Source organism: Lacticaseibacillus rhamnosus (genome assembly GCF_900636965.1).
Classification (GTDB): domain Bacteria; phylum Bacillota; class Bacilli; order Lactobacillales; family Lactobacillaceae; genus Lacticaseibacillus; species Lacticaseibacillus rhamnosus.
The window spans coordinates 1,685,065-1,710,472 of the sequence record NZ_LR134331.1 but is presented as its reverse complement, the minus strand read 5'-3'; the positions used below and the strand labels follow the sequence as shown (position 1 = coordinate 1,710,472).

General features: G+C 47.3%; 24 protein-coding genes, 1 tRNA gene and 1 other annotated feature. Of the genes, 20 read left to right on the top strand and 5 right to left on the bottom strand.

What is annotated here, in order from left to right; translation table 11 throughout:
* Window positions 1-37: 37 nt before the first annotated feature.
* Window positions 38-2,662 carry a YfhO family protein gene (locus EL173_RS08715; RefSeq protein ID WP_005689704.1) on the bottom strand — a complete coding sequence of 875 codons (2,625 nt, stop codon included), beginning with the start codon at window positions 2,660-2,662 and terminating at the stop codon, window positions 38-40.
* A 146-nt stretch (window positions 2,663-2,808) separates the two neighbouring features.
* On the opposite strand from EL173_RS08715, the gene EL173_RS08710 reads away from it, so the two are divergent.
* From EL173_RS08710 to EL173_RS08690, 5 genes are all read left to right on the top strand, one after another.
* Complete coding sequence (locus EL173_RS08710) at window positions 2,809-4,935, top strand: peptidoglycan D,D-transpeptidase FtsI family protein (RefSeq protein WP_005684420.1); 2,127 nt, start codon at window positions 2,809-2,811, stop codon at window positions 4,933-4,935.
* Between the two features lie 183 nt (window positions 4,936-5,118).
* Complete coding sequence (locus EL173_RS08705) at window positions 5,119-5,808, top strand: rhomboid family intramembrane serine protease (protein ID WP_005689703.1); 690 nt, start codon at window positions 5,119-5,121, stop codon at window positions 5,806-5,808.
* On the top strand, window positions 5,805-6,059 hold the full coding sequence (locus EL173_RS08700) for a YqgQ family protein (protein ID WP_005684417.1): 255 nt from the start codon (window positions 5,805-5,807) through the stop codon (window positions 6,057-6,059). Before EL173_RS08705 ends, EL173_RS08700 begins: the two co-directional genes overlap by 4 nt.
* Window positions 6,052-7,014: an ROK family glucokinase gene (locus tag EL173_RS08695; protein ID WP_005713983.1), complete on the top strand. Its 963-nt coding sequence runs from the start codon at window positions 6,052-6,054 to the stop codon at window positions 7,012-7,014. Before EL173_RS08700 ends, EL173_RS08695 begins: the two co-directional genes overlap by 8 nt.
* Window positions 7,015-7,035: 21 nt before the next feature.
* A complete protein-coding gene (locus EL173_RS08690) occupies window positions 7,036-7,443 on the top strand; it encodes a rhodanese-like domain-containing protein (protein ID WP_005684415.1) in 408 nt (135 codons plus the stop codon).
* A 73-nt stretch (window positions 7,444-7,516) separates the two neighbouring features.
* On the opposite strand, the gene EL173_RS08685 is transcribed toward EL173_RS08690, so the two are convergent.
* On the bottom strand, window positions 7,517-7,696 hold the full coding sequence (locus EL173_RS08685) for a DUF3042 family protein (RefSeq protein WP_005689699.1): 180 nt from the start codon (window positions 7,694-7,696) through the stop codon (window positions 7,517-7,519).
* A 68-nt stretch (window positions 7,697-7,764) separates the two neighbouring features.
* On the opposite strand from EL173_RS08685, the gene miaA reads away from it, so the two are divergent.
* Both miaA and EL173_RS08675 read left to right on the top strand, forming a co-directional pair.
* A complete protein-coding gene (gene miaA, locus EL173_RS08680; RefSeq protein ID WP_015764504.1) occupies window positions 7,765-8,724 on the top strand; it encodes a tRNA (adenosine(37)-N6)-dimethylallyltransferase MiaA in 960 nt (319 codons plus the stop codon).
* On the top strand, window positions 8,708-9,970 hold the full coding sequence (locus EL173_RS08675; protein WP_015764503.1) for a methionine gamma-lyase family protein: 1,263 nt from the start codon (window positions 8,708-8,710) through the stop codon (window positions 9,968-9,970). The genes miaA and EL173_RS08675 overlap by 17 nt, the downstream gene beginning before the upstream one ends.
* Before the next feature lie 113 nt (window positions 9,971-10,083).
* Here EL173_RS08675 and EL173_RS08670 read toward each other — a convergent pair whose 3' ends face one another.
* Window positions 10,084-12,177 (bottom strand): Orn/Lys/Arg family decarboxylase, encoded by a 2,094-nt coding sequence (locus EL173_RS08670; protein ID WP_005689694.1) that lies wholly within the window; start codon window positions 12,175-12,177, stop codon window positions 10,084-10,086.
* Between the two features lie 309 nt (window positions 12,178-12,486).
* Here EL173_RS08670 and EL173_RS08665 point away from each other — a divergent pair, with 309 nt between their 5' ends.
* The 4 genes from EL173_RS08665 (at window position 12,487) to EL173_RS08650 (ending at window position 18,725) form a co-directional block, all read left to right on the top strand.
* The gene (locus EL173_RS08665; RefSeq protein WP_005684410.1) at window positions 12,487-12,849 is read left to right on the top strand and encodes a MerR family transcriptional regulator; all 363 of its coding nucleotides are present in this window, start codon (window positions 12,487-12,489) and stop codon (window positions 12,847-12,849) included.
* Window positions 12,850-12,867: 18 nt separating this feature from the next.
* Complete coding sequence (glnA, locus tag EL173_RS08660) at window positions 12,868-14,208, top strand: type I glutamate--ammonia ligase (protein WP_005684408.1); 1,341 nt, start codon at window positions 12,868-12,870, stop codon at window positions 14,206-14,208.
* 425 nt (window positions 14,209-14,633) lie between these two features.
* On the top strand, window positions 14,634-17,027 hold the full coding sequence (locus EL173_RS08655; protein WP_005689690.1) for a Xaa-Pro dipeptidyl-peptidase: 2,394 nt from the start codon (window positions 14,634-14,636) through the stop codon (window positions 17,025-17,027).
* A 63-nt stretch (window positions 17,028-17,090) separates the two neighbouring features.
* On the top strand, window positions 17,091-18,725 hold the full coding sequence (locus EL173_RS08650) for an ATP-binding cassette domain-containing protein (RefSeq protein ID WP_005689687.1): 1,635 nt from the start codon (window positions 17,091-17,093) through the stop codon (window positions 18,723-18,725).
* A 205-nt stretch (window positions 18,726-18,930) separates the two neighbouring features.
* Here EL173_RS08650 and EL173_RS08645 read toward each other — a convergent pair.
* Window positions 18,931-19,004 (bottom strand) — tRNA-Arg (locus EL173_RS08645).
* An 85-nt stretch (window positions 19,005-19,089) separates the two neighbouring features.
* The gene (locus EL173_RS08640) at window positions 19,090-20,313 is read right to left on the bottom strand and encodes a hypothetical protein (protein ID WP_024305630.1); all 1,224 of its coding nucleotides are present in this window, start codon (window positions 20,311-20,313) and stop codon (window positions 19,090-19,092) included.
* 282 nt (window positions 20,314-20,595) lie between these two features.
* Here EL173_RS08640 and EL173_RS15350 point away from each other — a divergent pair, with 282 nt between their 5' ends.
* The 9 genes from EL173_RS15350 (at window position 20,596) to nusB (ending at window position 25,388) form a co-directional block, all read left to right on the top strand.
* A complete protein-coding gene (locus EL173_RS15350) occupies window positions 20,596-20,718 on the top strand; it encodes a hypothetical protein (protein WP_005684404.1) in 123 nt (40 codons plus the stop codon).
* Window positions 20,719-21,044: 326 nt separating this feature from the next.
* Window positions 21,045-21,284, top strand: a complete 240-nt coding sequence (locus EL173_RS08630) for a hypothetical protein (RefSeq protein WP_005684403.1) — start codon at window positions 21,045-21,047, stop codon at window positions 21,282-21,284.
* A gap of 151 nt (window positions 21,285-21,435) precedes the next feature.
* Window positions 21,436-21,504, top strand: a sequence feature (ribosomal protein L21 leader region).
* A 30-nt stretch (window positions 21,505-21,534) separates the two neighbouring features.
* Window positions 21,535-21,846: a 50S ribosomal protein L21 gene (rplU, locus tag EL173_RS08625; RefSeq protein ID WP_005684402.1), complete on the top strand. Its 312-nt coding sequence runs from the start codon at window positions 21,535-21,537 to the stop codon at window positions 21,844-21,846.
* An 11-nt stretch (window positions 21,847-21,857) separates the two neighbouring features.
* Entirely contained in the window at window positions 21,858-22,208 is a 351-nt protein-coding gene (locus EL173_RS08620) for a ribosomal-processing cysteine protease Prp (protein ID WP_005689682.1), read from the top strand.
* Window positions 22,209-22,226: 18 nt separating this feature from the next.
* Window positions 22,227-22,517 carry a 50S ribosomal protein L27 gene (gene rpmA, locus EL173_RS08615; protein ID WP_003564659.1) on the top strand — a complete coding sequence of 97 codons (291 nt, stop codon included), beginning with the start codon at window positions 22,227-22,229 and terminating at the stop codon, window positions 22,515-22,517.
* A gap of 75 nt (window positions 22,518-22,592) precedes the next feature.
* On the top strand, window positions 22,593-23,660 hold the full coding sequence (locus tag EL173_RS08610; RefSeq protein WP_005689680.1) for a M24 family metallopeptidase: 1,068 nt from the start codon (window positions 22,593-22,595) through the stop codon (window positions 23,658-23,660).
* 272 nt (window positions 23,661-23,932) lie between these two features.
* On the top strand, window positions 23,933-24,496 hold the full coding sequence (gene efp / locus EL173_RS08605) for an elongation factor P (RefSeq protein ID WP_005684398.1): 564 nt from the start codon (window positions 23,933-23,935) through the stop codon (window positions 24,494-24,496).
* Between the two features lie 18 nt (window positions 24,497-24,514).
* A complete protein-coding gene (locus tag EL173_RS08600) occupies window positions 24,515-24,979 on the top strand; it encodes an Asp23/Gls24 family envelope stress response protein (protein WP_005689677.1) in 465 nt (154 codons plus the stop codon).
* Between the two features lies 1 nt (window position 24,980).
* Window positions 24,981-25,388: a transcription antitermination factor NusB gene (gene nusB / locus EL173_RS08595; protein WP_005684396.1), complete on the top strand. Its 408-nt coding sequence runs from the start codon at window positions 24,981-24,983 to the stop codon at window positions 25,386-25,388.
* Window positions 25,389-25,408: the final 20 nt, after the last annotated feature.

Genomic DNA, 25,408 nt, shown 5'->3' with positions numbered 1-25,408 from the left:
TTAATTATAAGTTGGTACCTACCAACTCGCGGACACTTTATTTTCCAATTATGGTACGGCGTTTTGCTTCAATAATTCCCGTTCTTTTTTTGCGAGATGTCACGAGCCACCAGCAAAACGTCAGCAGTACACCGGCGATGGTGATCAAGCTGCCCCAGCCTAACAAGGGTGGTCGATAGCGCATGGTAATATGGTAATGGCCGGGTTTTAACGGAAGCGCCATGAAAATACCTAAACTGGTTTTGGGTTTCACCGGTTGTCCGTTGACCTTGACTTGCCAGCCAGGTGCAGTGGGAATAGTGGTTTGCAACATCTGGTTTTGCTTGTGAATGGTGATATTGGCGGCAAGTGTGGTGGCAGTCACACGGGTTACGTGCCAGCCGCCTGTTTGCAGCTGCTTAAGGTCCTGGATCAGCTGCTCCGTATCCGCTTGATACAGACCGATATTTTCAAACCAGGCTTCTTTTTTGTTGAGTCGAAAAGTTAACGTTTGGACTTCTGCCGCGTTTGCGGGGGTGACGTTAACGGTGATGGTATCATTAAAACTTTCTGGTAACGTGACCGTTTTCCCATTTTGTTTCAAGGTGACCAAATGATTGGCAAAATGACTTCCGAGGGTGAGTACATAATTTTTGCCAGTTTGCGGTTGAAATTGATATGTCACCGTGTGCGGACCGGAACCGCTTTTGGCAAAAGTTGGGTTTGTACCCGTGGTGACGCGACGGACGCCAGTTAAAGTCGGTGAAGGAAGTGGCAAAGCAGCAAAATAAGGCGTTGTGTTCTTACCCAGTGCGGCTTGCAAAATGAAGGACTGGTTTGCAAGCGGGGTGTCGCTGTAAAGCTGCTGATTTAATAACGCTTTGTCCGCCGCAAAACCCAGTTGTTGGGCAAACGGGGATTTTAGCACCTGCCACGGACCGACTTTTCGCAGCTGTTGATACCACTTTAAATCAGGTCGTTGTCCGGCATCAGGTAAGGCAGCGGAAGTATGAGTCGGCGTTAAAAAATATTTAATGCCGAGCAAGTTGTCGGTAATCAATGTCCCGTTAGTGTATGCGACCGAGCCATCGTCTTCCGGTTGCCCGATTTGGCCGAAGAATTGAGGTGTGGCCGGCTCAAGTAGCGAGTTGAATTGATCGGCGCCGCGGTAATTGCCTGTCATTGGATCGTTACGGGTGCGAATCGTTGTTTTGCCAATACGAAAAAAGCCGTTATCTGTTTGATTGATGGTGCGTGCGCCTTGGATAAGGGCCGCGGCGTAATCATGGTAAGCATGATGATCAAGATACGCCAATTGATTTAGCGTTAAAATTAAACTGCCGCTCATATCGACCAACACAATGGCAAAACCGAACCAAAACGGACGGCGGTGATCAAGGCTTAGCCAGACCAAGACGAGCAACAAGGTGCCAATGCCAAAGATCAGGTGGCCGATGGTTAGAAAGTTGTAATGGTTAAGGTGAAGCGCAACATCCCCATCTATGAGCCCGAATACGATTAATAAAATAACTAGCGTCCGAAATGAAAGCGCCGATTGATGCTTCTGCAGGGTGCTGATGCCGAGACTGAGTAACCAAAAGCATAAGATAAACGTAAAGCGATACGGGTACCAAACCGGGAATTGAAAGCCATGCCACATTAAGTCAAGCGGCTCAAACATGCACGAAAGCACTAGGAATGCGGTCACCAAAGCAGCAGCCATTTTTTGGCGCCATGTCTGGTGTCGTGATATAAAGAAAAGAATGGCTAAAACAAAGCCTAAAGCACCGATATAAAAATTAGGGTATCCTGAAGGCATCTGATCAAAATTGAAGCTTCCGGGCAGCATTTTGCTAAGCAGTTGATCCGGCGCGTATTCGAACCGCCATTGGATGGTTTTGACGGTATAGGTGCCTTTGGATTGGGCGAGTTGAAACCAGGTCGGCAGCAACACGACTGCGCTGTTCATACCGGCCAAGATGCTAGCCCAGGCAAAGCGCAGACCTGCATGTGCTGTCTGCCGCCAAGAAACGGCATGGCTGCCCAGCCAGTAACCGGTATAAAGCACCAAGAAAATAGCGATCATATACCCCGTGTAGAAGTTGACAATGAAAGCTGCGGTTAACCAACCGATATAAGCAAAAACGCGCCCGCCGTTGAGCAGCGTCTCCAGACTTTGGATGATTAACGGCAACAAAATGGCCGCATCAAGCCACATCAAATTAAAACTATTGGCCAACATCCAGCCGCTTAAGGCATAAGCCAGCCCAAATGTAGGGATCATTAAACCCGTAATCGCATGACATTTGGCATACCACCCCATCGTCAAGCCCGCCGTACTGATTTTCAAGATCATGATGACAAAAACGGCGACATCCAGCAGATCGGCAGGGAACAGCACAACTAACAGGTTGAAGGGACTCAATAAGTAATAGGCAAAAACCCCGAACATATCACCGCCTAGGCCTTTATTGAAGGCATAAAAAAGTTGTCCGGGATTGCCTAGTAAGGTTTGGCGCAAGTAGGCAAAGAAATCAATGTATTGCTGGCCGAGATCAACGGTTAAGACGCTACTGGACCCAAATGGAAAAGCACCACGAATGGCAAAGTAAAAAGCCACCAATAGTCCCGGTAATAGAAAACTCAGTATTAACGGATACTTTTTCGACCAGACTTGTCGCACATGCCCTCACCAACTTCTAAATTAAAATTAATTCCAGCTTATTTTTAAGCTGTTACTGTGAATCAAGCATATCATAAGACACATAGCGTTTTGGCGGGTTCTTTGCTACACTTTAAAAGATAGAAATTTCGAAGGAGCAATTTTAGGTGAAGTACATTCGTACACCGCAGCCGAAGCGGAATAAGAGTCGCATTCCGTTTCGCTTAAACTTATTATTTTTCATTGCGTTTCTTTTGCTAGCGGCCTTAGTTGCCCAACTGGCTTATTTGCAGATTTTAAATGGCCCGCGATTAGCTGCCGAAGTCGATCGAACGAATAAAACCGTGGTGACCGGGAATGTGCCGCGGGGCTTGATTTTTGATAGTAAAGGCCGCGCATTGGTGACCAATAAAGCCAATAATGCGATTACTTATACCAAAAGTGTGGGTACCAAATCGCAGCAGATGTACGAGATCGCCAATCAACTGGCCAAGTTAATCGACAAGCCGGCCGAGAATCTGACTAAGCGTGATTACATTGATTACTATTTGGCGCGAACCAAGATTGCCAAGCAGGTGACGAAGCAGTTACCTAAAAAAATTCAGGATCTACCTTCATCAAAGTCCGATGAATTGTATAAATATCAAGTCGCCTATGTCCGCAAACATATGCCAACATTGACCCCAATTGAAAAAGAGGCAGCCGGTCTTTACAAGATTATGAACGGTGCCACCCAACTATCGACTGTCTATCTTAAAAACCAGAATGTAACGGCACATGAAGTTGCAGTTGTGGGTGAACGTCTGACGCAAATGCCAGGGGTTAATTTAGGCACCGATTGGGAACGCGCTTATCCCAACGGTACGTCAATGACCTCTATCATTGGCCGGGTATCCAATGAAAAAAGCGGGTTGCCGGCTGACGAGTTGCAGGCTTATCTGGCTAACGGATACGCACGTAATGATCGCGTTGGAACCAGTTATCTGGAAAAGGCCTACGAGAATGTTTTAAAGGGGTCAAAGAGTCAGACCCAAGTTGAAATTGGCAATGACAATCAGATTGTTCAATCAGTGTCGAAATTCAAGGGGCAACAAGGCGCTAACCTGAATCTGACAATTGATTCCGAATATCAAAAGAAGGTCGAAAAAGCGCTTGAAGACACCTTCAGTTCGATTCGTTCGGCTGGCGCAGGCGGATTATCCGATGGGGCTTATGCGGTAGCGATGGATCCTAACACCGGTCGGATTCTAGCGATGGCCGGGCAACATCAGGATGTTAAGACCAAAAAAGTTGAAGACGATGCACTGGGGGTTATTAACCGCGCTTTTGTTGTCGGGTCAGCGGTCAAAGGGGCAACTGTGCTAGGGGCACTTCAAGATGGCGTTATTAGCGTAGAGCATAATACCCAGGAAGATACCCCGATTTATCTGCCTGCAACCCCAGTGAAGAAGTCAGTTTATCCAGTTGGCACTTTCAGCTCACTGGATGCTGCCTCGGCCTTGGAAGTTTCCAGTAACATTTATATGATGTGGCTGGCTATGAAAGAAGGTCACTATGCCTATTCGCCGAACAATTATCTGAAAATGGACGACAACATTTTCACCAAAATGCGCGGTTATTTCAGTCAGTTTGGCTTAGGTATCAAGACCGGAATTGATCTTCCCGGTGAAATTGCCGGGTTGGAAGGGAAAACCCATGATTCTTCGGGTAATTTGCTGGTCGGGTCGGCTTTGGACTTGTCATACGGAAACTACGATAACTATACATTGATTCAAATGCTGCAATATATCAGCGCAATCGCCAATAACGGTTATCGGATGCGGCCTTATTTGGTTAACAGTATCAGCCAAACGTTAAGCGATGGCAGCAAAGGGCCGGTGCTGAGTTCCACACAGCCATCGGTGACCTCGAAAATCGAAAATACGCAGGCCCAAATTGACTTGGTCAAGCAAGGTATGTGGCAGGTTGTCCATGGTACGAACGGTTGGACCACCGCGACTTCCTTAAATACGCTTAATCCAGGCGTTGCCGGTAAGACCGGTACTGCGCAAGGCTTTGCGCGCGAATCAGACGACTCGGCATTAACCGAAACCATTACTGAAAGTTTTGTTGGTTATGCCCCGGCCAAGAACCCTAAAATCGCGATTGCTGTCATTATTCCAAACCTAAAGGCGGAAACAACCACGCCGTACCAGTTACAAATTGCTAAGGAAATGTTTAGCGACTTCTACAAGATGAATGACATTAAAGAAGATAAGGGCTACTCGATTCACCAAAAGACAGTCAACGGTTAACGCTGTTGGCAGCGTGTGCAAAAAATGCTAAACTACTACAAGACATGACCAAAGAAGATTGATGGTCAGCGGTGGCGGGGAAAAACAACAGGTTCACCTGTTGTTTTTTTAGCGATATAAGCCAACTATTCGGCAGTCAGAAACGCACTTGCTGCTATTGCAGTGAAGTTAGAAAGGAATTTAATGAATTACGCAAACTGGCGCTCTCGCTTTCAAAATTCAGCCTATGTGACGAACGGCATTTTGGCGGTTACCATTTTGGTCTTCATTCTAGAGACACTTTCGGGTGGCAGCACTAACAATGCTGTTTTGGTGGCATATGGGGCGCGGGCCAATCCGCTGATTTTGTACGGCCAATGGTGGCGCTTGATCACGCCGGTATTTGTGCATATCGGCTTGACGCACATTTTAATGAATGGATTCTCGTTATACTTCCTAGGCCAAATGACAGAAAGGTTATTTGGTCACTGGCGCTTTTTCTTGCTGTATTTCATTGCCGGATTTGCCGGTAATGTTGCGAGCTTTGCGTTCAGTCCCAATACGTTGGCAGCTGGCGCCAGTACAGCAATTTTCGGCTTGTTAGGTGCGTGCTTGATGTTAGGGGATACTTACCGGGAGAATCCGGTTATTCGTCAGCTGGCACGGCAGTTTTTGCTGCTCGTGGTTTTGAACCTGGCGTTTAATTTGTTTTCAAGCGGCGTCGATATTTATGGGCACATCGGCGGCTTGCTTGGCGGGTTCTTGGCTGCCGGGATGTTAGGCGCGCCAGCATTGGGTCGCATGGGCACCGGCCGGCGACTGGCCTCTACGATAACCTTGATCTTTGGATTGGTTGCTTTGCTTTTATTTGGAATTCAGCGCGGAATCGTATGAAAACTTACTATGATGTCTTGCAATTATTAAAAGGTTTTGGCACGTATATCCATGTTGGTAAACGTGTTTGGGATATTGAACTTGCGGCACTTGAATTAGACCGCTTGCATCAGGCAAAATTGATTGATGATAAGGTGTATCTGAATGCAAAAATTGTGCTGCGTCATGCACATGAACAGGAAGAACGGGATCCTTTAAATCATGAATTGCCGTTGCATTCGGATCAACGGAGGAATGATCAACATGAATGACCAAAAATTGATTGGCGTCGACTTAGGCGGGACGACCGTAAAATTTGCCATTTTAACGCAGGGTGGCGAGATTCAACAAAGGTGGAGTATTGACACCAACATTTTGGATGAAGGCAGCCATATTTTACCGGACATTGTTACATCTATTAACGAACATCTGGATTTATACAAGATGACCCCGGCTGATTTTGTCGGCATTGGCATGGGTTCGCCTGGATCGGTGGACAGTGAGGCGGGCACAATCATCGGTGCTTACAACCTAAATTGGAAAACCTTGCAGCAAGCCAGAAAAGTAATCGAATCAGGGACCGGCATTCCGTTTAGCGTGGATAATGACGCCAATGTTGCGGCGTTAGGTGAGCGCTGGAAAGGCGCCGGTGAAAACGATCCTGATGTCACGTTTGTCACGCTGGGTACCGGTGTTGGCGGCGGGATTATTGCCAATGGCGAGCTTTTGCACGGTGTTGCCGGTTCCGGTGGTGAGCTAGGCCATGTCACCGTTGATCCGGTTAATGGCTATCTTTGCACCTGTGGTAAACGCGGTTGCCTTGAAACAGTTGCCAGTGCGACCGGCGTAGTTCGGGTTGCACGTGACATGGCAGAAGAATTTGCCGGTGACTCTAAGTTAAAAGAAACCTTGGACGATGGCGATGAGATTTCGAGCAAAATTGTTTTCGACTTGGCCAAGGAAGGCGATCGTCTGGCGTTGATGATTGTGGATCGGGTTTCTTTTTACCTCGGTTTGGCTTTGGCCAATGTCGGCAATCTTTTGAATCCGAAATTCATCGTTATCGGCGGCGGTGTCTCCGCGGCGGGTGAATTCTTGCTGACGCGAGTCGACAAGTATTTCAAAGAAAACACCTTCCCGAATGTTCGTGAAACCACCAGTTTGCGGTTGGCGACACTTGGGAATACAGCTGGCGTTATCGGTGCCGCAAGCTTGGCATTGAAGTAAGCGGAAGAAGGAGTCAGAGACGTGTTAACTTATTTACTGATCATTGTTGGATTATTCTTAATTTACTGGGGCTTTAGCTGGCTGTGGAGTTACTACCAAAAGTCGAAGTTTAAAGCAATCGGCGGCGAAATTAGTCCGGAAACCTTCGAACACACCATGCGTAAGGCTCAGATTATTGATTTGCGCGAACGTAACGAATTCAAAGCCGGCCATATTCTGGGGGCACGCGATTTGCCATACACCCAACTGCGGGAACGGCTAGGTGAAATGCGCAAAGATCTGCCGGTTTATCTATACGACAAGACGGGTGTACTGTCGTTGCGAGCAGCACGCCGATTACGTAAAAACGGCTTTGAAAAAATCAGCTGGTTAAAAGGCGGCTATGATAATTGGTCAGGCAAAATCAAAAAAAGTCCGACTAATTATTAGTCCGTACATAGACAGCAAAAAAAGCAATCGCTCAAGTCGATTGCTTTTTTGGTAAAAATGATCAATCAATGGTTTAGCCTTGGTGGGCCGAAAAACGTTTACGATTGGCTTTGCGCCGATTTTCGTTGATTTCGTCAACCTTGGTTTCAACAGGTTCGATATAATTTTTCTTGAAGGCGAAAACACTGCCGGCAACAGCGCCAATAGTCATGAGCGTGCCGACGAAAAAGCCACGTGCAAATTTATGTTTCATGAAAATCCCCCCTGATTGGTGATCTGTGATACTACTGTAATTATACTATACTCATGGAGCTTAATGAAATGGATAAACCGGCTAACCGCATTGTGATGATTGTTGGACCGACCGCAGTAGGTAAAAGCGATCTTGGCATCTACTTGGCCCAACAACTGCAAGGCGAAGTCATTAATGGTGATGCGTATCAAATTTATCGGCATATGAATATCGGCACTGCCAAGATCATGCCTGATGAAATGGACGGTATTCCGCACCATCTTCTTGATATTGTGGATCCGCAGATGGCCTATTCAGTTGCCAAATTTAAAGCCGCAGCTGAGGCAGCCATCACGGACGTCAGCAGTCGGCGCCACCTGCCGATTTTAGTTGGGGGCACCGGCTTTTATCTTAACAGTTTGCGCCTGAATTTACCGCTGGGTGGCAAGGCACCGCCGACTGCAGTCCGTCAGCGTTGGCAGGCAGCATTGGCAGAAAATGGCGAACACTGGTTGTGGGAGCAGTTGCAGCAGCAAGATCCGGTGGCAGCTAACCAAATTGAATCGGCAAATACGCGCCGGGTGATTCGGGCCTTAGAAGTCATCGAATTGACAGGTACGCGCTTTTCCGAGCAGCCGCAGCCGCAACCACGCTATGAGACGTTGGTGATCGGTTTGACGACAGCACGCCCTGTTTTGTACGACCGGATTAATACGCGCGTGGATACTATGATGGCAGCAGGCCTAGAAAATGAAGTCGCCAACCTGCTAAAAACAGTTCCCCCGGATGCGCAGGCGCTGCAGGCAATTGGCTACAAAGAATTGATCCCGTACTTTCGCGGGCAAGCTGATTTAGCAACCTGTGTGGCCTTGATTAAACAGCATTCACGTCATTTTGCCAAGCGCCAACTGACCTATTTTCGCAACCAGATGCCAACACATTGGTTTGACTTGGTTGCCCATCCAGAAGAAAAGACTGCTGTCGTTGCTTTGGTTCGTGATTGGCTAAAGCAACCGGCTAAAGGAGAAAAACATGAGTTGGACAGATAAATTTGATCCTGCATTATTAAAAATGGTTAAAGAAGTCGATACGCAAATTGCACCGCAACTGGCCGCAATTGATGCCCGTATTTTAGAAAATCAGGACAAGGTTCTTACCAGTTTCCAAAAACACCATGTTGCTGAGAGCTATCTAACCGGTTCGACCGGCTATGGGCACAACGATGAGGGCCGTGATGTGCTTGAAGAGATTTACGCGGATGTATTAGGTGGTGAAGATGCTTTAGTCCGTCCCCAGTTGGTTTCTGGCACTCATGCCATTGGGGTAGCTTTGCTGGGGTTGGTGCGTCCCGGTGACGAGATTCTCTATATTACCGGCAAACCTTATGATACGTTGCAAGAAGTACTTGGGCTGGCAGGCAATGGCATCGGGAGTCCTAAAGAATACGGGATTGGCGTTGATTATGTCGATCTTTTGCCAGATGGTGCGGTTGATAACGAGGCGGTTAAATCCCGGCTTAATGCGAAAACCAAGGTAGTGGCGATTCAGCGTTCACGCGGCTATGCAACTCGGGATTCGTTTACGGTTGACCAAATCGCAGCGATGATCAAGGTGGTTCGCAGTGTGTTGCCAAATGTCTGGATTTTTGTCGACAATGCGTATGGTGAGTTCTCGGAAACCAAGGAACCGCTTGAGGTCGGCGCCGACGTTATGGCGGGATCGCTATTCAAGAATGCTGGCGGGGGCATGGCCAAAACCGGTGGCTATATTGTCGGCAAGCAAGATTTGATTGAGCGCATCAGCTACCGGTTCACGGTGCCAGGCCTCGGCGGTGCAGAAGGTGCAACGGTTGGCGCGCTGGCTGACATGTATCAAGGCTTTTTCATTTCGCCGCAAACCACCGGCAATGCCATTAAAGGCGCTATTTTTGAAGCAGCTTTGTTTGCCAAGCTTGGCCTAGACGTCTCACCAAAATGGGATGCTCCGCGGACGGATTTAATTCAAACCGTTAATTTCGGCAATCGTGACGACATGATCAAGTTTGCCAAGGCGGTTCAGGCCAATTCGCCGGTAGACAGTTTCGTCACCCCGATTCCTGAGAAAATGGCTGGTTATGAAGATGAAGTCATCATGGCTGGCGGTACATTTGTTGCGGGCTCGACAATCGAATTTTCCGGTGATGGCCCACTGCGACCACCATACACGCTTTATCTGCAAGGCGGGTTAACCTACGCCCACATTAAACTTGCAACGATGGGCGCGGCTCAATCGACCTTCTTTGACAAAGCTGACTAATGTAAAACACAGGACACTAAAAAACGATTCCAGCCTTGCAATAAATTGCGTAGGCTGGAATCGTTTTTTTTTGACTAGATGCTGCTATTGCGACTCGTGCGATTGACAAGCGGTTATTCTTTGTCCGCAACGACCTGCACATAGGGTTCGCCGTTTTTGCCTGTGACAACCCCTTGAATTTCAGGCGTAAATCCTGGGAAGCGTTTGATCCCGGCAAATAAGGTTTCGAAATACTGGATTGCTTCTGGTCGCCAACGTTCACCAGGGACGACGACAAAAATTCCCGGAGGATAAGGTAAGGCCCCGGCAACTGCGATCCGTCCAGCCGCAGCTTGCAACGGAATGGTCTCAAACTGGCCGCGAACGAAGCAGCGATCAGCAGCCTGCGCCGTCATGGCCGTTGGAATGTTGTTGGTCGCACTGAAAAGGAGTTGCTGCTGCTTGGCTAACCCCGCTTGGCGGAAAAAGTCAGACATTTTCTGACCGAGTGTTCGCAAAGTCAGGTTTGTGTAGGCTTGACCAGTTTCCGCCACCAGTTTTGGCAATGTCTCGGCAACCGTTTTGTTTGCAAAATAATCTGCTTCAAACTGACGTAATACTTGGCGCAACCGTTGCCAATCAGCCTTGGCAGAACCGGGCGTCACCAGAAACAACAAACTGTTCAGATCTGCTTTTTCGGGAACAATGCCATGATCAAGCAGATAGCGATCAACTAGCCAGCCACTCACGCCTAATTCCGCTGATTCTGGGAGCAAGACCGTTACTTTGCCGGGATCAAGAAACGCTTGATCGGGTTGTAAGCGTGGAAGCTGATGCCAGGAAGCGCCAGGGGTCATGGCCCACGCGTCACTGGTGGTTAGTGCAGCGGTTGGCGGTGTTTTTGCTAACTGCGGATTCTCATAGGCTGAAAATAATCGGGAGTCAGTTAGGGAGCGCCGAAATTCGAGCGAGGCCGTGATCGCATCGGCCCAAATTTTTTTGCCACGCGGGCCTTGATTGATCGCGGTATTGGTCACCAGTGACGCATAGAGCGGATAGGAATAACTGGTGGTGACGTGTTTGAGGTAGGCGTGATTGAACTGCTCATGACTGACGTAGCGGGCTTGACCTTTGATGTGGGCGTCTTTTTTATGGATTTGGGAAGCCTGACCAAAGCCGGATTGCTGTTTATGCACACTTTGCGTCACGATGATACCGGGATCTGCTGGGCCAAGTTGCAACTGTAGCGGGTCCATTGCTTTCATAGCCGGGATAAACGGTTCATACCCGCCCCAAGCAGCGTCAAATGCAATGTAATCAACTAGCGGGCCAATTAGATCAAGCAGTTGCCGCACGTTTGGCACAATACCATCGAAGGTCTCCAACTCGAGAATCGCCAGGCGAAATGGTCGAGGTTCGCTTGCTTTTTTGGGGTCAACGGTTGCCGCGAGTTGCCGTAGTCGCTCGCCGGTAATGCCGGTTAGATCGACCGGACCAATCAAGCCACGTTGCGTCCGCAGTGTGTCCAAATAAACCGGACGGGCGTCATTTTGGACTAAAGCCGCGTTGTAAAAGGACTTATGATTATTGCGATCGAATAAGACCAGATCACCGGGTGTCAACAACGCGCTGGCCACAATGTTGTTCGATCCGGTGGTGCCATTGGTCACAAAGTAGGTTTCATCAGCATGGTATAGGCACGCGGTGGCCTGCTCTGCTGCTAACGGGGTCCCCCCATGTGTTAGCATATCGCCAAGTGCGGTGACCACATCACTGGTGTCACTGGCAAAGAAGGTTTCGCCATACGCTTGGTGCAATAGATAACCGGCTGGCGCAAGTTCGTCATAATGACCGCTATGATGGCCCGGCGTTGCAAAACTTGTGGGGTCAGCCGCAGCATAGGCGAGTAAGTCGCGTAAAAATCCGGGAACCATGGCAGACTCATACTCGGTTGCAGCGGTCTGAATCTGAGCCAGACTCGCAGTATCTAACCGCTCGATTTGGGTGATTTTTAATTGACTTTCAGGAGTGTACTCGAGATGACCGATCACAAAAACAGGCAAAGGGAGCGCGCTGGCATTTAACTGTGCTAGCGCCTGATGATCGGTAGCCCGTAAAACGACAGCAGCAAATGCCGCAAGTGGGTGCGAGGCAAATGGAAGCCAATCAGCCGGTATGTCCGGGGATGATAAGCTGGCGGTATAACCAACGTGAAGATGTAACGTCATGGAAGTAACTTCCTTTCAAGAATGATCAGACTATAGTTATCATACTTTCCGAGACCAAAAATACCTAGAGGCTGGCCCAAAAAAATTTAACTAAGGTACTGATAGCGAACTTACCTCGCACGTGCTTAAATATTTTAGCGGAAAAAGGGAAGTTTTATCGCGTTGACATTTCGCTATTGGTCTATAACTGATTAAAAAGAAAAATAAAAATATACCGAATTTAACCATAAATGTAAGAAAACCTTACATGTGGCGTTGACAGGTGTTAAGTGGTTTGATAAGCTGACATCGTTGTAAAGGAGGATGCCTATGGCTGAGATCGCTGATCTGAGAACGCGATCGGTCTTGCCGATTGGTACAGTTATGTTGTTGACTGATTTGACCGCCCGTCAGATTCGTTATTATGAAACTCAAGGGTTGGTCAAACCACAACGCAACGCCGGTAATCACCGAACATACTCGCTAAATGATGTTGACGAATTACTTGAGATTCGCAGTCAAATGGCTGACGGTTTTACGTTGGCTGATGTCAAGCGGCTAAAACATCCGCGTCACCGTGAAGATAGTGATGCAGAAGTTCGGAAAGTGTTGCGGGACGAACTGCTGAATCAAAGCCGACTGAATCAAAGCCCGGATCCAGGACCCGTCATTGGCTTCCGACAATCACACTAAAGATAGGAGTTCACGTATATGGCAAGAAAAGCAATTACCGCTGATGAGATCCGCCAGACAGTTAAGGACGAAAATGTTTTGTTCTTACGCCTGATGTTTACCGACATTAACGGGATCATTAAGAACGTCGAGGTGCCGATTTCACAATTGGAAAAGGTGCTCAATAACAAGATCACCTTTGATGGTTCCTCGATCGACGGTTTTGTTCGAATCGAAGAAAGCGATATGCTGCTTTACCCGGATCTTAACACCTGGCTGTTGTTCCCTTGGGAGAATGATCACGGTAAGATTGCTCGCCTGATCTGCTCTGTACACCGTCCGGATGGCACACCTTTTGGCGGCGATCCGCGGAATAACTTGATTCGGGTCGTTAATGAAATGAAAGATGCCGGGTTCACAGCCTTTAATATTGGCCCTGAACCAGAATTCTTCTTGTTTAAATTAGATGAAGACGGCAATCCGACAACGCACTTGAATGATCGTGGTTCATACTTTGATTTTGCCCCGTTAGATATGGGTGAAAATTGCCGGCGTGATATTGTCCTTGAATTGGAAAAGATGGGCTTTGAAGTCGAAGCATCTCATCACGAAGTTGCGCCTGGTCAGCATGAAATTGATTTCAAGTATGCCGATGCACTTGAAGCAGCTGATAATATTCAGACCTTCAAACTGGTCGTTAAAACGATTGCCCGCAAACACGGTTTGTATGCAACCTTCATGCCAAAACCGCTTCATGGTATCAACGGTAGCGGGATGCATATCAACATGAGTCTTTTCCACGACAAAGGCAATGCATTCTTTGACCCGGATACAGGCGATCAATTGAGTGAGACGGCGATGCATTTTCTTGCCGGTGTGTTGCGGCATGCCTATGCGTTAACTGCTATCAATAATCCAACGGTTAACTCCTACAAGCGGTTAGTCCCTGGGTTTGAAGCACCGGTTTATGTTGCCTGGTCTGGCAAGAACCGGTCACCTCTCATTCGGGTACCGCAATCACGTGGCTTATCAACCCGGTTGGAATTGCGCTCGGTTGATCCGACTGCCAATCCATACTTAGCGATCGCTGCCATTCTTCAAGCTGGTCTTGACGGGGTTAAGAACCAGTTGAAGCCGGAAGAAGCGGTAGACCGTAACATTTATCGGATGCAAGATGACGAACGTAAAGCGAACCATATTCAAGACCTGCCATCAACGCTGCACAATGCCTTGAAAGCATTGGCGGCCGATGACGTGGTCAAGGCTGCCCTGGGTAAACATTTGTATCAAAGCTTTATGGATTCAAAGAACCTCGAATGGTCTGCTTATCGTCAGCAGGTTTCTGAATGGGAACGGCAACAATACCTGGAATTATATTAATTTCAGCCACCCAAAAGCTGTTGTTGACACCCGAACTGCTGGCTAGCTAAAACAGTCAAGCATTTAACAATATTGAGAAGGCTTCAGACAGAAAAACACGTCTGAAGCCTTCTTTTGCATTTAATTTAAAATATTTTTAGAGTTGAAAACACTAAATGAGATGGCTACACTGTGTTTATCACATTTCTCTCATCTTACGCTGTTATAACTTGGTGCTTTGTCAAGTTCATACACGTGCTGAGTCGCGCTCACCATAACGCGCTCCCCAGCGCAGGAGCCTGGGTGTAAGGACCTTGGTCGCACACTGGCCAAAGCCCGGCCATCACGCCCAAGGCAACTTACACTCCGGCCCCTGAACGCGCTGGCTCGCGCTCACTCTCATAAAGAACTTGTCAGTAATTTAAATATACGAGGAAGGTTTTCACATGAAATTAAACCAGTTTGCTCGGTTAACGCCTGATATTGATCAACAATTAAAGGAACTCGCACGCATTGGGTTACCCGCCGATCCGCAAGCACCCTTTGCGGATACTGCAGCTGCGATGTACGCAGCCTTTTTCCCTGAGGCATATCAACCCGCGGCGCAACAGGATAAGTTTGCTCAAGTTGCGGTTAATTCACACCAAAATCTTGCTGAGTGGTTGGCGACAAAGCCCACTCACATGAAGCGGGCAGACTTTTACAATGTTGCGCTACAGCTCTTGGGCTTTGAGGCGTTTTCGGACTTTGATTTAAGCGATCCGATTTCATTTATGACTGTAACAAAACTACCGAGTGTTGCGCATGATTTGCTACATACTGCTGATTTGCTTCAGGCCAGCTACCTGTTACTGACCACGCGCACCAAGCACTTGGTTAGCTTTCTGGATGATTTAGCCAATCGCGGTTTTTTTAAGGATTTTCAGGCTCAAAGTTCGCAACCGGCTCATTTGCTCTTTAATGGCAAGGTGCAACAGGTGTTTGATGCGCGTCAAGCTGTTCGGGAGGTTGTCTGGATCGAATCAGATGTAGATTCTGACCACGACGGCCAACGTGATCTGCTTGAGGCAACGATTTATCGCCCCAAAGCCACCGATCGCGGGCTGAAAGTTCCGGTGCTTTTTACCGCTAACCCTTACTTTCATGGAACCAACGATGTCACCGCGGCGACGCATGTTCCGGAAACGGTCTTGGCGGTTAAACCACATGGCGCTTCGAAAGCGGAAGTCACCGCAGCGCCGGCTTCCAAACCAAAACTGCCAGCGCGACCGGTGACAGGTGAGACGAAACAGGCAGCGGCATACGCTGAGGAAAATAGTCCATATGCCTTCAATGATTATTTTCTGGCGCGAGGATTTGCGGTTGTTTATTCAGCTGGTGTCGGGACGCGTTATTCGGATGGCTTTCGCACAATTGGCGGACCGGAAGAAACAGATGGGGCAGTTGCCGTGATTGAATGGCTGACGGGTAAACGCCGGGCTTTTACCAATCGCACGGATGGCGTTGCAATTAAGGCGTGGTGGTCGAGTGGCAAAGTGGCTATGACCGGTAAGTCTTATCTGGCGACACTGGCCATTGCAGCGGCAACCACCGGCGTTGAAGGTTTGAAAACAATTGTTGCTGATGCCGGGATTTCGAGTTGGTATGATTACTATCGCGAAAATGGTCTCGTTGTGGCACCGGGTGGCTATCAAGGTGAAGATGCCGACGTATTGGCGGTTGATACTTTTTCACGGCAAAAATCCGGTGGCGATATGATTCGCCTTAAAAAGGCCTGGGAGCAGCATCTGGCGCAAATGACTCGGGATCAGGATCGGACAACGGGCGCTTATACTGCTTGGTGGGACGCGCGGAATTACCGAAAAAACGCGGCTAATGTCAAGGCGGATGTGGTCCTGATTCACGGGCTAAATGATTGGAATGTTAAACCAAAGAACGCCATTCGGTTCTGGCAGGCAATTGCGGATTTACCGATTCAAAAGAAGTTGATCCTGCATCAAGGTCAGCATGTCTACGTGCACAATGTTCGTTCCTTGGACTTTCTGGACATGATGAATCTTTGGCTGACTCACGAATTGTTAGGAGTTGCCAATCAGGCAGAGCAGGTTTTGCCGAATGTGTTGGTTCAGGATAACGTGACACCGCAGACATGGTCAGCTTATTCGGACTTTGCGAACCCAGCTGCAGAGCATGTGACAACCACGGCTAATTTGAAAACTGATTTTGAAAGCGCAACCGATCAATTTTCGGATCATGCGACAGCAACATTCACGGCCCAACACGATACGAGTGCAAGTTTTGAAAAAGCAATTATTACGCCTAATAGCGCCTATGTTAACAGTCGTCTGTGGTTGACTCAGCCGGTCCTAGAGCATGATCGGGTCTTAGAAGGCATTCCGCATCTTGAGTTAACGCTAGCCGTTGATGCGCCAACCGGCATTCTCAGTGTGCGGCTGGTTGATTTAGGCAAGGCCAAGCGTTTTGAGGAAAATGCCGCAACGGTGGGGGCAAGTGGCTTGCAGCTGGGATTTGATTTTAAGACCACGGATATTGTTGAATTTAAACCGGCCAATAAGGAAACGCCAAGCAAATTGATCACGCTGGGTCATATTAATTTGCAAAACCCAAAGAATGCGTATGAAGTTCAAACCATCACCCCCGGACAGTTTTTCCATGTGAGTCTCGATTTGCAGCCAACGCATTATCACTTACCGGCTGGGCGGCAACTGGCACTGATTATTCATGGTGCTGATATGGCGCAAACGATTCGGCCAACAAAAGTCACCCATTATCAGCTGGATTTGGCCAAAAGTACCTTGACCCTGCCGTTTCGCATTTAAGCAACACGATTAAAAGTTGCGAGTTGCCGATTGAAGTTACTAAAGGACAAGGATGTGAACTGAATGGCGGATCATCACGCACAACGGATTGGTGTGCGTTGGGTTATCAAACAATTACCGTTTCCATTGATGGTAGTGCTGGTGATCGTTGGCATTGTGAGTACGTTTGAGCCAATATTAAACGGCTGGGTGTTCGGCCAGTTGGTTAAAATCGATTTCCATAATATGGGGACTGTTGGCCGTTACGTGTTAATGGCAACAGGGGCCTATTTTGTGACTTATGTTTCGCTGTATCTTTATTTGCGTATCAAACAACGCGTTGTTAGGATATTGAATCAGGCACTGAAAACCGTCTACTTTACCACGTCAATGGCTGAAGCTGGCACCAAGGTAACCGAGGTTTCAGACACAATCAATCAAGTCACCAACGTCGGCAAGCAAATTGAGCAAAATTATTTTGTTGCGCTTATGGATATGGTTCAAGAAATTATTGGTGTGATTGTAGTGGTTATCTTTATTGTGAAGATCAATGCGATTTTAAGCTTGATTTATGTGCTTATTTCGGCGTTGTCGCTGCTACCGAGTCACTTTGGTCGCAACCGGTTAGCTAAAAATTCAGAAAAGTGGTCGGCTGCAAATGCGGCGTTGGTCCTGAATATGAAAGATCTATTTCAAGGACGAACGGATATTTTGAACTTTAAAGCATGGCCAGCGTTTTTCGCTCGTTTTCGTCAGCATCTGACCAAAGAAGAACAAGATTACGAGCGGTTGAATGACTTTCAATATTCAATGCAGTTTATTTCCTGGATGTTTGCGATTGCATCATTTTTATTTCCGATGTTCATTGGACTTTGGTTTATGGCGCAGGGATGGTTTGGTGTCACCACGAGTGTCATTGTAACGCTGACAATGACAGCTGACTCAGTGATAGGGGGCGTTCGTCGGCTGAGCGGGTATCAAAGCCAGATTGTCGGGACGAGCCAACTACGCGAGTTGCCGGTCGTTAAAGCATTTGCCGCACCGATTGCAGATGAAAAACCAGTAACGCTAGCTGAACCTGAAAGCGTTAAAGGCCATTTAACAATCAAAAATCTCACCGTTGTCCGTGATCAGCACTTAATTTTGGACGCGGTCAATTTGAACCTTAAACCGGATGCTAAGATTCTGGTAACCGGGCCTTCTGGAGTGGGGAAATCAACGCTTTTAAAAGCCATCACTGGTCAGCTCACTGCGCAGGGAACGGTTTTATTTAACAATAAGCCGCTGCATGCCGGTGACTTTGTGTTGGTTTCACAGAGCGTTTGGCTGTTTAGTGGTACGTTGCGGGATAATGTCACCTTGTATCAGGATTACAGCGATGAAGCCGTTTTACGGGTCTTGCAGGTGGTGAGCCTGGATAAGGAACTGGGTACTGGCATTCTTGACTTTGAAATTGTTGATAACGGCAGCAATTTATCCGGCGGCCAGGCACAACGAATCGGGATTGCCCGCGGCCTCTTGCGACAAAGTCCGGTCTTTTTACTAGACGAAATTTCTGCCAGCCTTGATCAGGCAAATGCCGACAAGATTCATAAGCTTATTTATGCCTTGCCGGTGACGGTGATCGAGGTTGCTCATCATTATAATGCGGAACTGGCGCAGGCGTTTGGAGTTGAAACTTACGAGTTGGTTGATCATACGTTGCAGTTGAAAAAATGACAAAAAAGCACCGGTTGTATACCTTATGTCGCAGGGTGTACAGCGATCTTGTGACAGTCTTGTGACAGAATGGCCGATTTTAGCCGACTTTTTAAGCCTCGCTGTCACGACACTGTCACAAAATTTTTTTCTGCTTTCTCCGACGTAAAAAAAGCCTGATTCTTCAGGCTTTTTTGTCTTAGCTTTTCCCGTTTTACCTTAATAATGTACCAGCCGGGATTCGAACCCGGGACAAACGGTTTAGAAGACCGTTGCTCTATCCAACTGAGCTACTGGTACAAAGCACTATTAAGTATACGAGAACCGGGATAGACCGTCAACGGGTCCTTGCATTTTGCCATGAAGCGATAAGCCGATAATCAGGTCATTTCTTTGTATTTGATTGGACGCTGATGGGCAATAGCATGATACGATCCATGTAGTGCGGGCGTTTCCAGAACGAGCCTTCTTCGCGATAGGCTTTGGCACCACTTTCAAAAATAAGGGCCAGCTGGCTGTCATCCGCGTTTAGACTAATTTCTTCCACCGAATTAGGAACGTTAATAATTTTGTCTCCGGATTTCGGCGTGGCAAAGGTCAGCTTAGACCAACTTTTATCAAGGGGAATACGAATCCAGATTTTGCCGGGCTTGGCACCATTTGATTGACTGACAAAGGTGAGGCCGGTCTTGGCAATGGCAATACCTTGAATGCGATCCCAGCCTGCATTGACGGAATTGATGATCTTGTCATCCATGAGCTTCTTAGAAATGATTTGGAAACTTTGGGTATCGTTTTTACCTTCAAGTTGCGGGATAAGGTCACGAATCAAGCGGTTAAATTGTGCTTCGGTAATGGCAGCAGGGAGGTTGTCATCGTTCACTGGTAAAGCAATGAGCGACCGATTAATGGCGTTCTTGCCATACTTGACGAAAACAAGTTGGTGATCATAAAGCGTGATGGCCGATGTCCGGTTAGCCAAGTGCAGTGGGATGCGTGTGGAATCAAGAGGCGCTTTTTCAACCTGAGCTTGATACGCATCAAGTGCTCGTTGAGAGGCATAACTAATCCCGGCGCCACCGAGTTTGGAGTTGTCGTCTGACCATAACAGCCGCTTTTTTTCGCGATCATAGGTGATGCCGCCGACGTGTGCTTTGGACTTTAAAATAAACGACTTACGGTAACGACCGGTTTTTTTGTTGATTTCCAAGATCAGCGAATTTAACTTGTGATCGCCATCGTATAGACTGACGAACAGGCTGTCTTTTGACTGGGTAACGCCTTGAGGGACCCAGTTTGTGCCAAAGCCGGCGCGTTTGGTTTTGGCGTTAATTGACCAGGCGCCACGCAGACCGGGAATGACAACCAACTTTGTCCCCTTGGCGATCCGATTGCCTAACTGTGCCGACTGGGGGATTTCTTTGATTCGCTTAACGGCGGTTTGTTCAGATTGCAGTGGGCGTGGGTCGGCTTCCCATTTTTTAACGTCAGCAGGCTGATCAACTAGTTGCTGATAATGAAAATGGTCATAAAGCCACCATCCACCGATGCCCACAACAATTAAAACGATTAGCCCGCCGATTGAACCCCAGATCCATTTTTTCAAAATTTCCACGCCCCTAAAAATAAAAATATTGATAATCCGCTATCACTGACTAAACTATAAAAAGCTTTAATCCATTAATGCCATAGCCAGAAGGTCAAGTCAATGAAACCGCCCGGCCGGTTGGACTTTTAGGTTAAATTCAAACCCGGATGTCATCATAACGAGACCCTGATTGCTAATGGGTTGTTTTGAAGTTGGATGGCTTGACTTACTGATTAAAAGTGAGTAGCATGACGGTATTCGCTACCAAAGGCCATTCACATCTTTAAGAATGGAGGGATTCAGATGGCATATCGAATCCAACTTAATATGAAAACGCAAGAGTTTATCGCCATTGATCCGAAAAATGCCAAACATGTTGGCAAAGGCGATACGATTGAAAAAGCATTACAACAGTTGAAACGTTGACTCATCACCGCTGATTTTTTAATGATCAGCGGCTTTTCTTTATCTACTTTCAGGGGATAAGGGGCAGGCATGTGAAGCTTGGCGCTGATGTTTCACTTCCTTGAGGCATGTTTAAGGTCACTAAGATATTGTTTTTTAGCCCCTGCCTTTTTAAATATTTGCTGGTTACATTGGCGCCTTTTATGCTATATTAGGTATCTTGGCAGGGGCAGGCTCAGATTCGTTCTGGGCCTTTTTCTATGCAACAAAACGCCTGAGGTCAGATTTCAAGGTTTTCTTGTTGAAACCGGCACGCTTGGCTATAATGCTTGCAGGAGGTGGCGCGTATGATTATTTTGCTCGATATTCTCATTTTATTAGTCACCGGGGCGTTGCTAATCACGGTGACCACGCAACTGATAGAACCGGTTAACTGGATTATCGACGGAATTTTATATGTTGGGTTACTGTTAGGTAACGCAGCTTTCGGTGGGTGGCTCACGTTATTTACTATTATTTATGCACTCTATATGCCAGCCCTCATTTGCGGAATCTGGGTTTATCGTAAACGGCATTTGGCATCGTAAAGCATTTCTGTTTAGGCAGATGGCATTGGGAGTCCTGATATTTGGATTGGATCGCGAAGCCATTAGATAAAATGAACTTGTTTACTTACTTACATAGACGCTTGCAACTTACCCCAGTCTCTGGTAGTATTAATCCGTTGTATTTGGCACCCCTCCTATGCAACCGCACATCGTTAGGTTTTAAGCGCAAGCACCTAACTTGGCGAGTCTTCAGGGGAAAAGCCGAGAGGCAAAACAGGAGGTGCACACAGTGTACGCAATTATTAAAACTGGCGGCAAGCAATATAAAGCAGAAGTCGGCGAAGCTATTTATGTCGAAAAACTTGATGCCGAAGAAGGCAAACAGGTGACTTTTGACGAAGTGATTATGGTTGCTGGCGAAGGCGATGCCAAGATTGGCACACCAACCGTTGCCGGCGCAACCGTAACCGGTAAAGTCGAAAAACAAGGGCGCGAGAAAAAGGTTGTTACTTACAAGTACAAGCCTAAGAAGCACTCTCATCAGAAGAAAGGCCACCGTCAGCCTTACACAAAAGTCGTTATTGACGCGATTAACGCATAAGAGGTTAGGCTATGATCAAGGCAATTTTTCATCGCGACGAGCATGGCGATATTGTCAGTTTTGAGCTGACTGGTCATGCCGATGCCGGTAAAACCGGTCAGGATATCGTCTGCGCTGCTGTTTCAGCTGTTAGTATCGGTGCGGTTAACGGTGTTGAAGCCTTAGCGGGATTCAAGCCGGATGTCATTGCAGATGAGGTCCATGGTGGCCACTTGCAAATGAAGCTCAAATCCGTTATTACCGGTGAACAGTTGCATATTAGTCAAATTTTGTTGGAAAATTTATTGCTTGAACTTCAAAGCATCCAAGATCAATACCCTGATCGCTTAATGATTACGACAAAACAATTAGAGCAAAATTAATTCTCGGAGGTGTACGTTATGTTAAAGATGAATCTGCAATTCTTCTCTCACCATAAAGGTGGCGGTTCAACATCCAACGGCCGTAACTCAGCTGGTCGGCGCTTAGGCAGCAAACGTGCCGATGGCCAATTCGTCAAGGCAGGCAACATCTTGTATCGTCAACGCGGTACCAAGATCCACCCTGGTGAAAACGTTGGTCGCGGCGGCGATGATACCTTATTTGCAACCGCTGATGGCGTTGTTAAGTTCGAACGCTTCGGCCGTGATAAGAAGAAGGTTTCAGTTTATCCGGCAGCAGCTGCTGAATAAAGATTGATGACGTCCCGGTAAAACGGGGCGTCTTTTTTTCAAAGTTTGGACAAACGTCAAAAAGGAGCGATTTGGATGGATCGAATGACAGCATTGCAGGCACGGATTCTGGATAAGAAACTGGATGGCTTTTTTGTTACCGATGCCGCCAACGTCACTTATTTGACCGGCTTTACCGGCGATGAAAGTGCTTTGCTGGTGACACCGGAAAAAGCTTATTTTATTACTGATTCGCGGTTTACCGAACAATTTAAACAGCAGGTGCAACACGCCGAATTGGTTTTGCATCAAGATGGGTTGTTTAAGGCAGCGGGAAAATTGGCCAATCGGTTGCAATTAACGCACATTGGTTTTGAAGCCGTTCATCTCAACTATGCAGATTATGAAGCGTTTGACTTGTTGACCCAAGGGACCTTGGTGCCAACTCGCGATTTCGTTGAGAGCCAGCGTGAAGTTAAAGACGATGATGAATTGGCTCTCATTAAACAGGCTGTTGCCATTGCGGAAAAAGGCTATCAACATGTGCTGGCGACCATTAAACCCGGTATGCGGGAGATTGATATTGCCAATGATTTGGACTTTTATATGCGCAAACTCGGTGCCAGCAATGTCTCGTTCGAAACGATTGTGGCCTCAGGTGCCCGCTCGGCGATGCCTCATGGTGCGGCAACCGAAAAGAAAATTGCTAAGGGTGATGTGGTCACGCTCGATTGGGGCTGCATTTATCATGGCTATATGTCTGATCTTACCCGCACTTTTGCAGTCGGCCAGCCAGATCCTAAGCTGAAGACGATTTACAAGATTGTTTACGAAACTAACCAAAAAGTGCAACAAGCGCTGAAACCGGGTGTGCTCGGACGGACGATTAACGATTTGGCGCATCACACCATTGATGATGCAGGTTACGGTCAGTACTTTGGCCACGGAACGGGTCACGGAATCGGTTTATCGATTCATGAAGGTCCGGGTGCTTGGGGGCCATATCTTGATGTGCCAGCCGCAAAAGGTAATGTTGTCACAGACGAACCAGGCATCTATATTCCAGAGCTTGGTGGTGTCCGCATTGAAGATGATCTGGTGGTAACGGCTGACGGTAATCAATCACTCAGCCAGCCAGCACCGGCTGATTTGTTGGTACTTTAACATTTGAAAGTGTCGCCGGTTGCTACTGAGATAGTCAAAGGCATAACTGATAAGAATATTGAATAGCGTTGCGGTCGCAGTTTATTCGACCGCTTTTTCGAACCTATCTCTGGTATGGGTGGTTATATCAAGGCAAAATTCGTATCGAGACGGTTGCTTTGTGTGGTGATGCATTGCAGATCATTGGGGTTAGTTCGCCGGTGGCTGTTGCAAGCGTCTCCGCTGCTTGCTAGAATAGGTTTAGTTTATGACTGAATGTATGGAGGAAGTTCATGATATCTGTTAATGATTTTAAAAATGGTTTGACGATCGAGGTCGATGGTGACCTTTGGCGGATCGTTGAATTTCAGCATGTTAAGCCGGGTAAGGGATCGGCATTTGTCCGTTCGACTTTGAAGAACCTGCGAACCGGTGCCGTTCAGGAAAAAACCTTCCGTTCGACTGAAAAAGTTGAAAAAGCCCAGATTGATAGCAAAAACATGCAATATCTTTATGCCGATGGCGACAACTATGTATTCATGGACACCGATACTTATGATCAGCTGACACTCCCAGGTGACGAAATTCGGGATCAGTTGAATTATTTAAAAGAAAACATGAATGTTAAAATTATCATGCACGGTAATGAAACGCTAGGTATTGAGCTGCCAAAAACAGTTGATCTGGCAGTTAAAGAAACCGAACCGGGTATTCGTGGCAATACCAGTAGCGGCGGTTCAAAACCGGCAACCATGGAAACCGGTTTGGTTGTTCAAGTGCCATTTTTCATTAATAACGGTGATGTGTTGACGATCAACACCGATGATGGCACTTATATCTCACGTGCTAACAACTAAGGCTAGGAGGATCTCATAATGGCTGAAGAAACCAATATCATATTAGCAAATCGGACTGATGCACAAGGGACGATTGAAATTGTTCCTGAAGTTTTGGAGGTCATTTTGGGCATCGCTGCCAGTCAAGTGGACGGGGTCTACCAAATGCGTGGCACATTAGGATCTTCCATTAATGCCTGGTTTGGCCGGGCTAATCACGGTAAAGGTGTGAGTGTGACAGTTGCCGATGATAAGATTACGGCTGATGTGTACGTCTATTTGGATTATGGTGTTTCGGTACCCAAGGTTGCATTGGCGATGCAAGAGCAGTTACGCGAGCAATTGCTGTTCATGACCGATCTTACTTTGGATGAAGTAAATGTTCATGTCGTTGGTGTGATTCCCGAAAAGACCGAGCCAGTCAATCCGGAAGACCTGTTCAAGGATGACGACACAGATGACACGGATGATGCAGCGACAACAAGCGGACAGGATGACGAATAAGATGGAATCACGACATGCAATCCGTGAAGCTGCCTTTCGGGCGCTCTTTGCCTTGGCAACGAATCCGGAAGCTGATAAAAATGCGGTGTACGCCGAAGTTTTACCTAAAGATACAGAAGTACCGTCATATTTAACGGCATTAGTTGAAGGCGTTTTGGCAAATCAAGCAGCCTTAGACGCAGCTTTGACGCCGCAACTAAAAAAAGGCTGGACGCTGAGTCGGTTAACGAAACCAGATTTAATCATTTTACGTCTGGGCTTATATGAAATTCGTTATGAAGAAGCAATGCCGGAAGCTGCAGCGATTAATGAGGCCATTAATCTGGCTAAACGTTACAGCGACGAGCAGTCGGCGAAGTTTGTCAATGGCATTTTGGCAAACTTCATCGAAGCGGCGCCAAAAGCGTAAGTTAACCGGTCAAAGGCAAT

What these genes read in the sequence shown, in the direction of transcription:
- miaA (WP_015764504.1), top strand. Translation starts at nt 7,765, where the DNA reads ATGGATAAACCGGCTAACCGCATTGTGATGATTGTTGGACCGACCGCA.
- glnA (WP_005684408.1), top strand. Translation starts at nt 12,868, where the DNA reads ATGGCAAGAAAAGCAATTACCGCTGATGAGATCCGCCAGACAGTTAAG.
- EL173_RS08695 (WP_005713983.1), top strand. Translation starts at nt 6,052, where the DNA reads ATGAATGACCAAAAATTGATTGGCGTCGACTTAGGCGGGACGACCGTA.
- EL173_RS08670 (WP_005689694.1), bottom strand. Translation starts at nt 12,177, where the DNA reads ATGACGTTACATCTTCACGTTGGTTATACCGCCAGCTTATCATCCCCG.
- EL173_RS08600 (WP_005689677.1), top strand. Translation starts at nt 24,515, where the DNA reads ATGGCTGAAGAAACCAATATCATATTAGCAAATCGGACTGATGCACAA.
- efp (WP_005684398.1), top strand. Translation starts at nt 23,933, where the DNA reads ATGATATCTGTTAATGATTTTAAAAATGGTTTGACGATCGAGGTCGAT.
- rpmA (WP_003564659.1), top strand. Translation starts at nt 22,227, where the DNA reads ATGTTAAAGATGAATCTGCAATTCTTCTCTCACCATAAAGGTGGCGGT.
- EL173_RS08610 (WP_005689680.1), top strand. Translation starts at nt 22,593, where the DNA reads ATGGATCGAATGACAGCATTGCAGGCACGGATTCTGGATAAGAAACTG.
- EL173_RS08650 (WP_005689687.1), top strand. Translation starts at nt 17,091, where the DNA reads ATGGCGGATCATCACGCACAACGGATTGGTGTGCGTTGGGTTATCAAA.
- EL173_RS08630 (WP_005684403.1), top strand. Translation starts at nt 21,045, where the DNA reads ATGATTATTTTGCTCGATATTCTCATTTTATTAGTCACCGGGGCGTTG.
- EL173_RS08705 (WP_005689703.1), top strand. Translation starts at nt 5,119, where the DNA reads ATGAATTACGCAAACTGGCGCTCTCGCTTTCAAAATTCAGCCTATGTG.
- EL173_RS08620 (WP_005689682.1), top strand. Translation starts at nt 21,858, where the DNA reads ATGATCAAGGCAATTTTTCATCGCGACGAGCATGGCGATATTGTCAGT.
- EL173_RS08700 (WP_005684417.1), top strand. Translation starts at nt 5,805, where the DNA reads ATGAAAACTTACTATGATGTCTTGCAATTATTAAAAGGTTTTGGCACG.
- EL173_RS08655 (WP_005689690.1), top strand. Translation starts at nt 14,634, where the DNA reads ATGAAATTAAACCAGTTTGCTCGGTTAACGCCTGATATTGATCAACAA.
- EL173_RS15350 (WP_005684404.1), top strand. Translation starts at nt 20,596, where the DNA reads ATGGCATATCGAATCCAACTTAATATGAAAACGCAAGAGTTTATCGCC.
- EL173_RS08685 (WP_005689699.1), bottom strand. Translation starts at nt 7,696, where the DNA reads ATGAAACATAAATTTGCACGTGGCTTTTTCGTCGGCACGCTCATGACT.
- nusB (WP_005684396.1), top strand. Translation starts at nt 24,981, where the DNA reads ATGGAATCACGACATGCAATCCGTGAAGCTGCCTTTCGGGCGCTCTTT.
- EL173_RS08665 (WP_005684410.1), top strand. Translation starts at nt 12,487, where the DNA reads ATGGCTGAGATCGCTGATCTGAGAACGCGATCGGTCTTGCCGATTGGT.
- EL173_RS08675 (WP_015764503.1), top strand. Translation starts at nt 8,708, where the DNA reads ATGAGTTGGACAGATAAATTTGATCCTGCATTATTAAAAATGGTTAAA.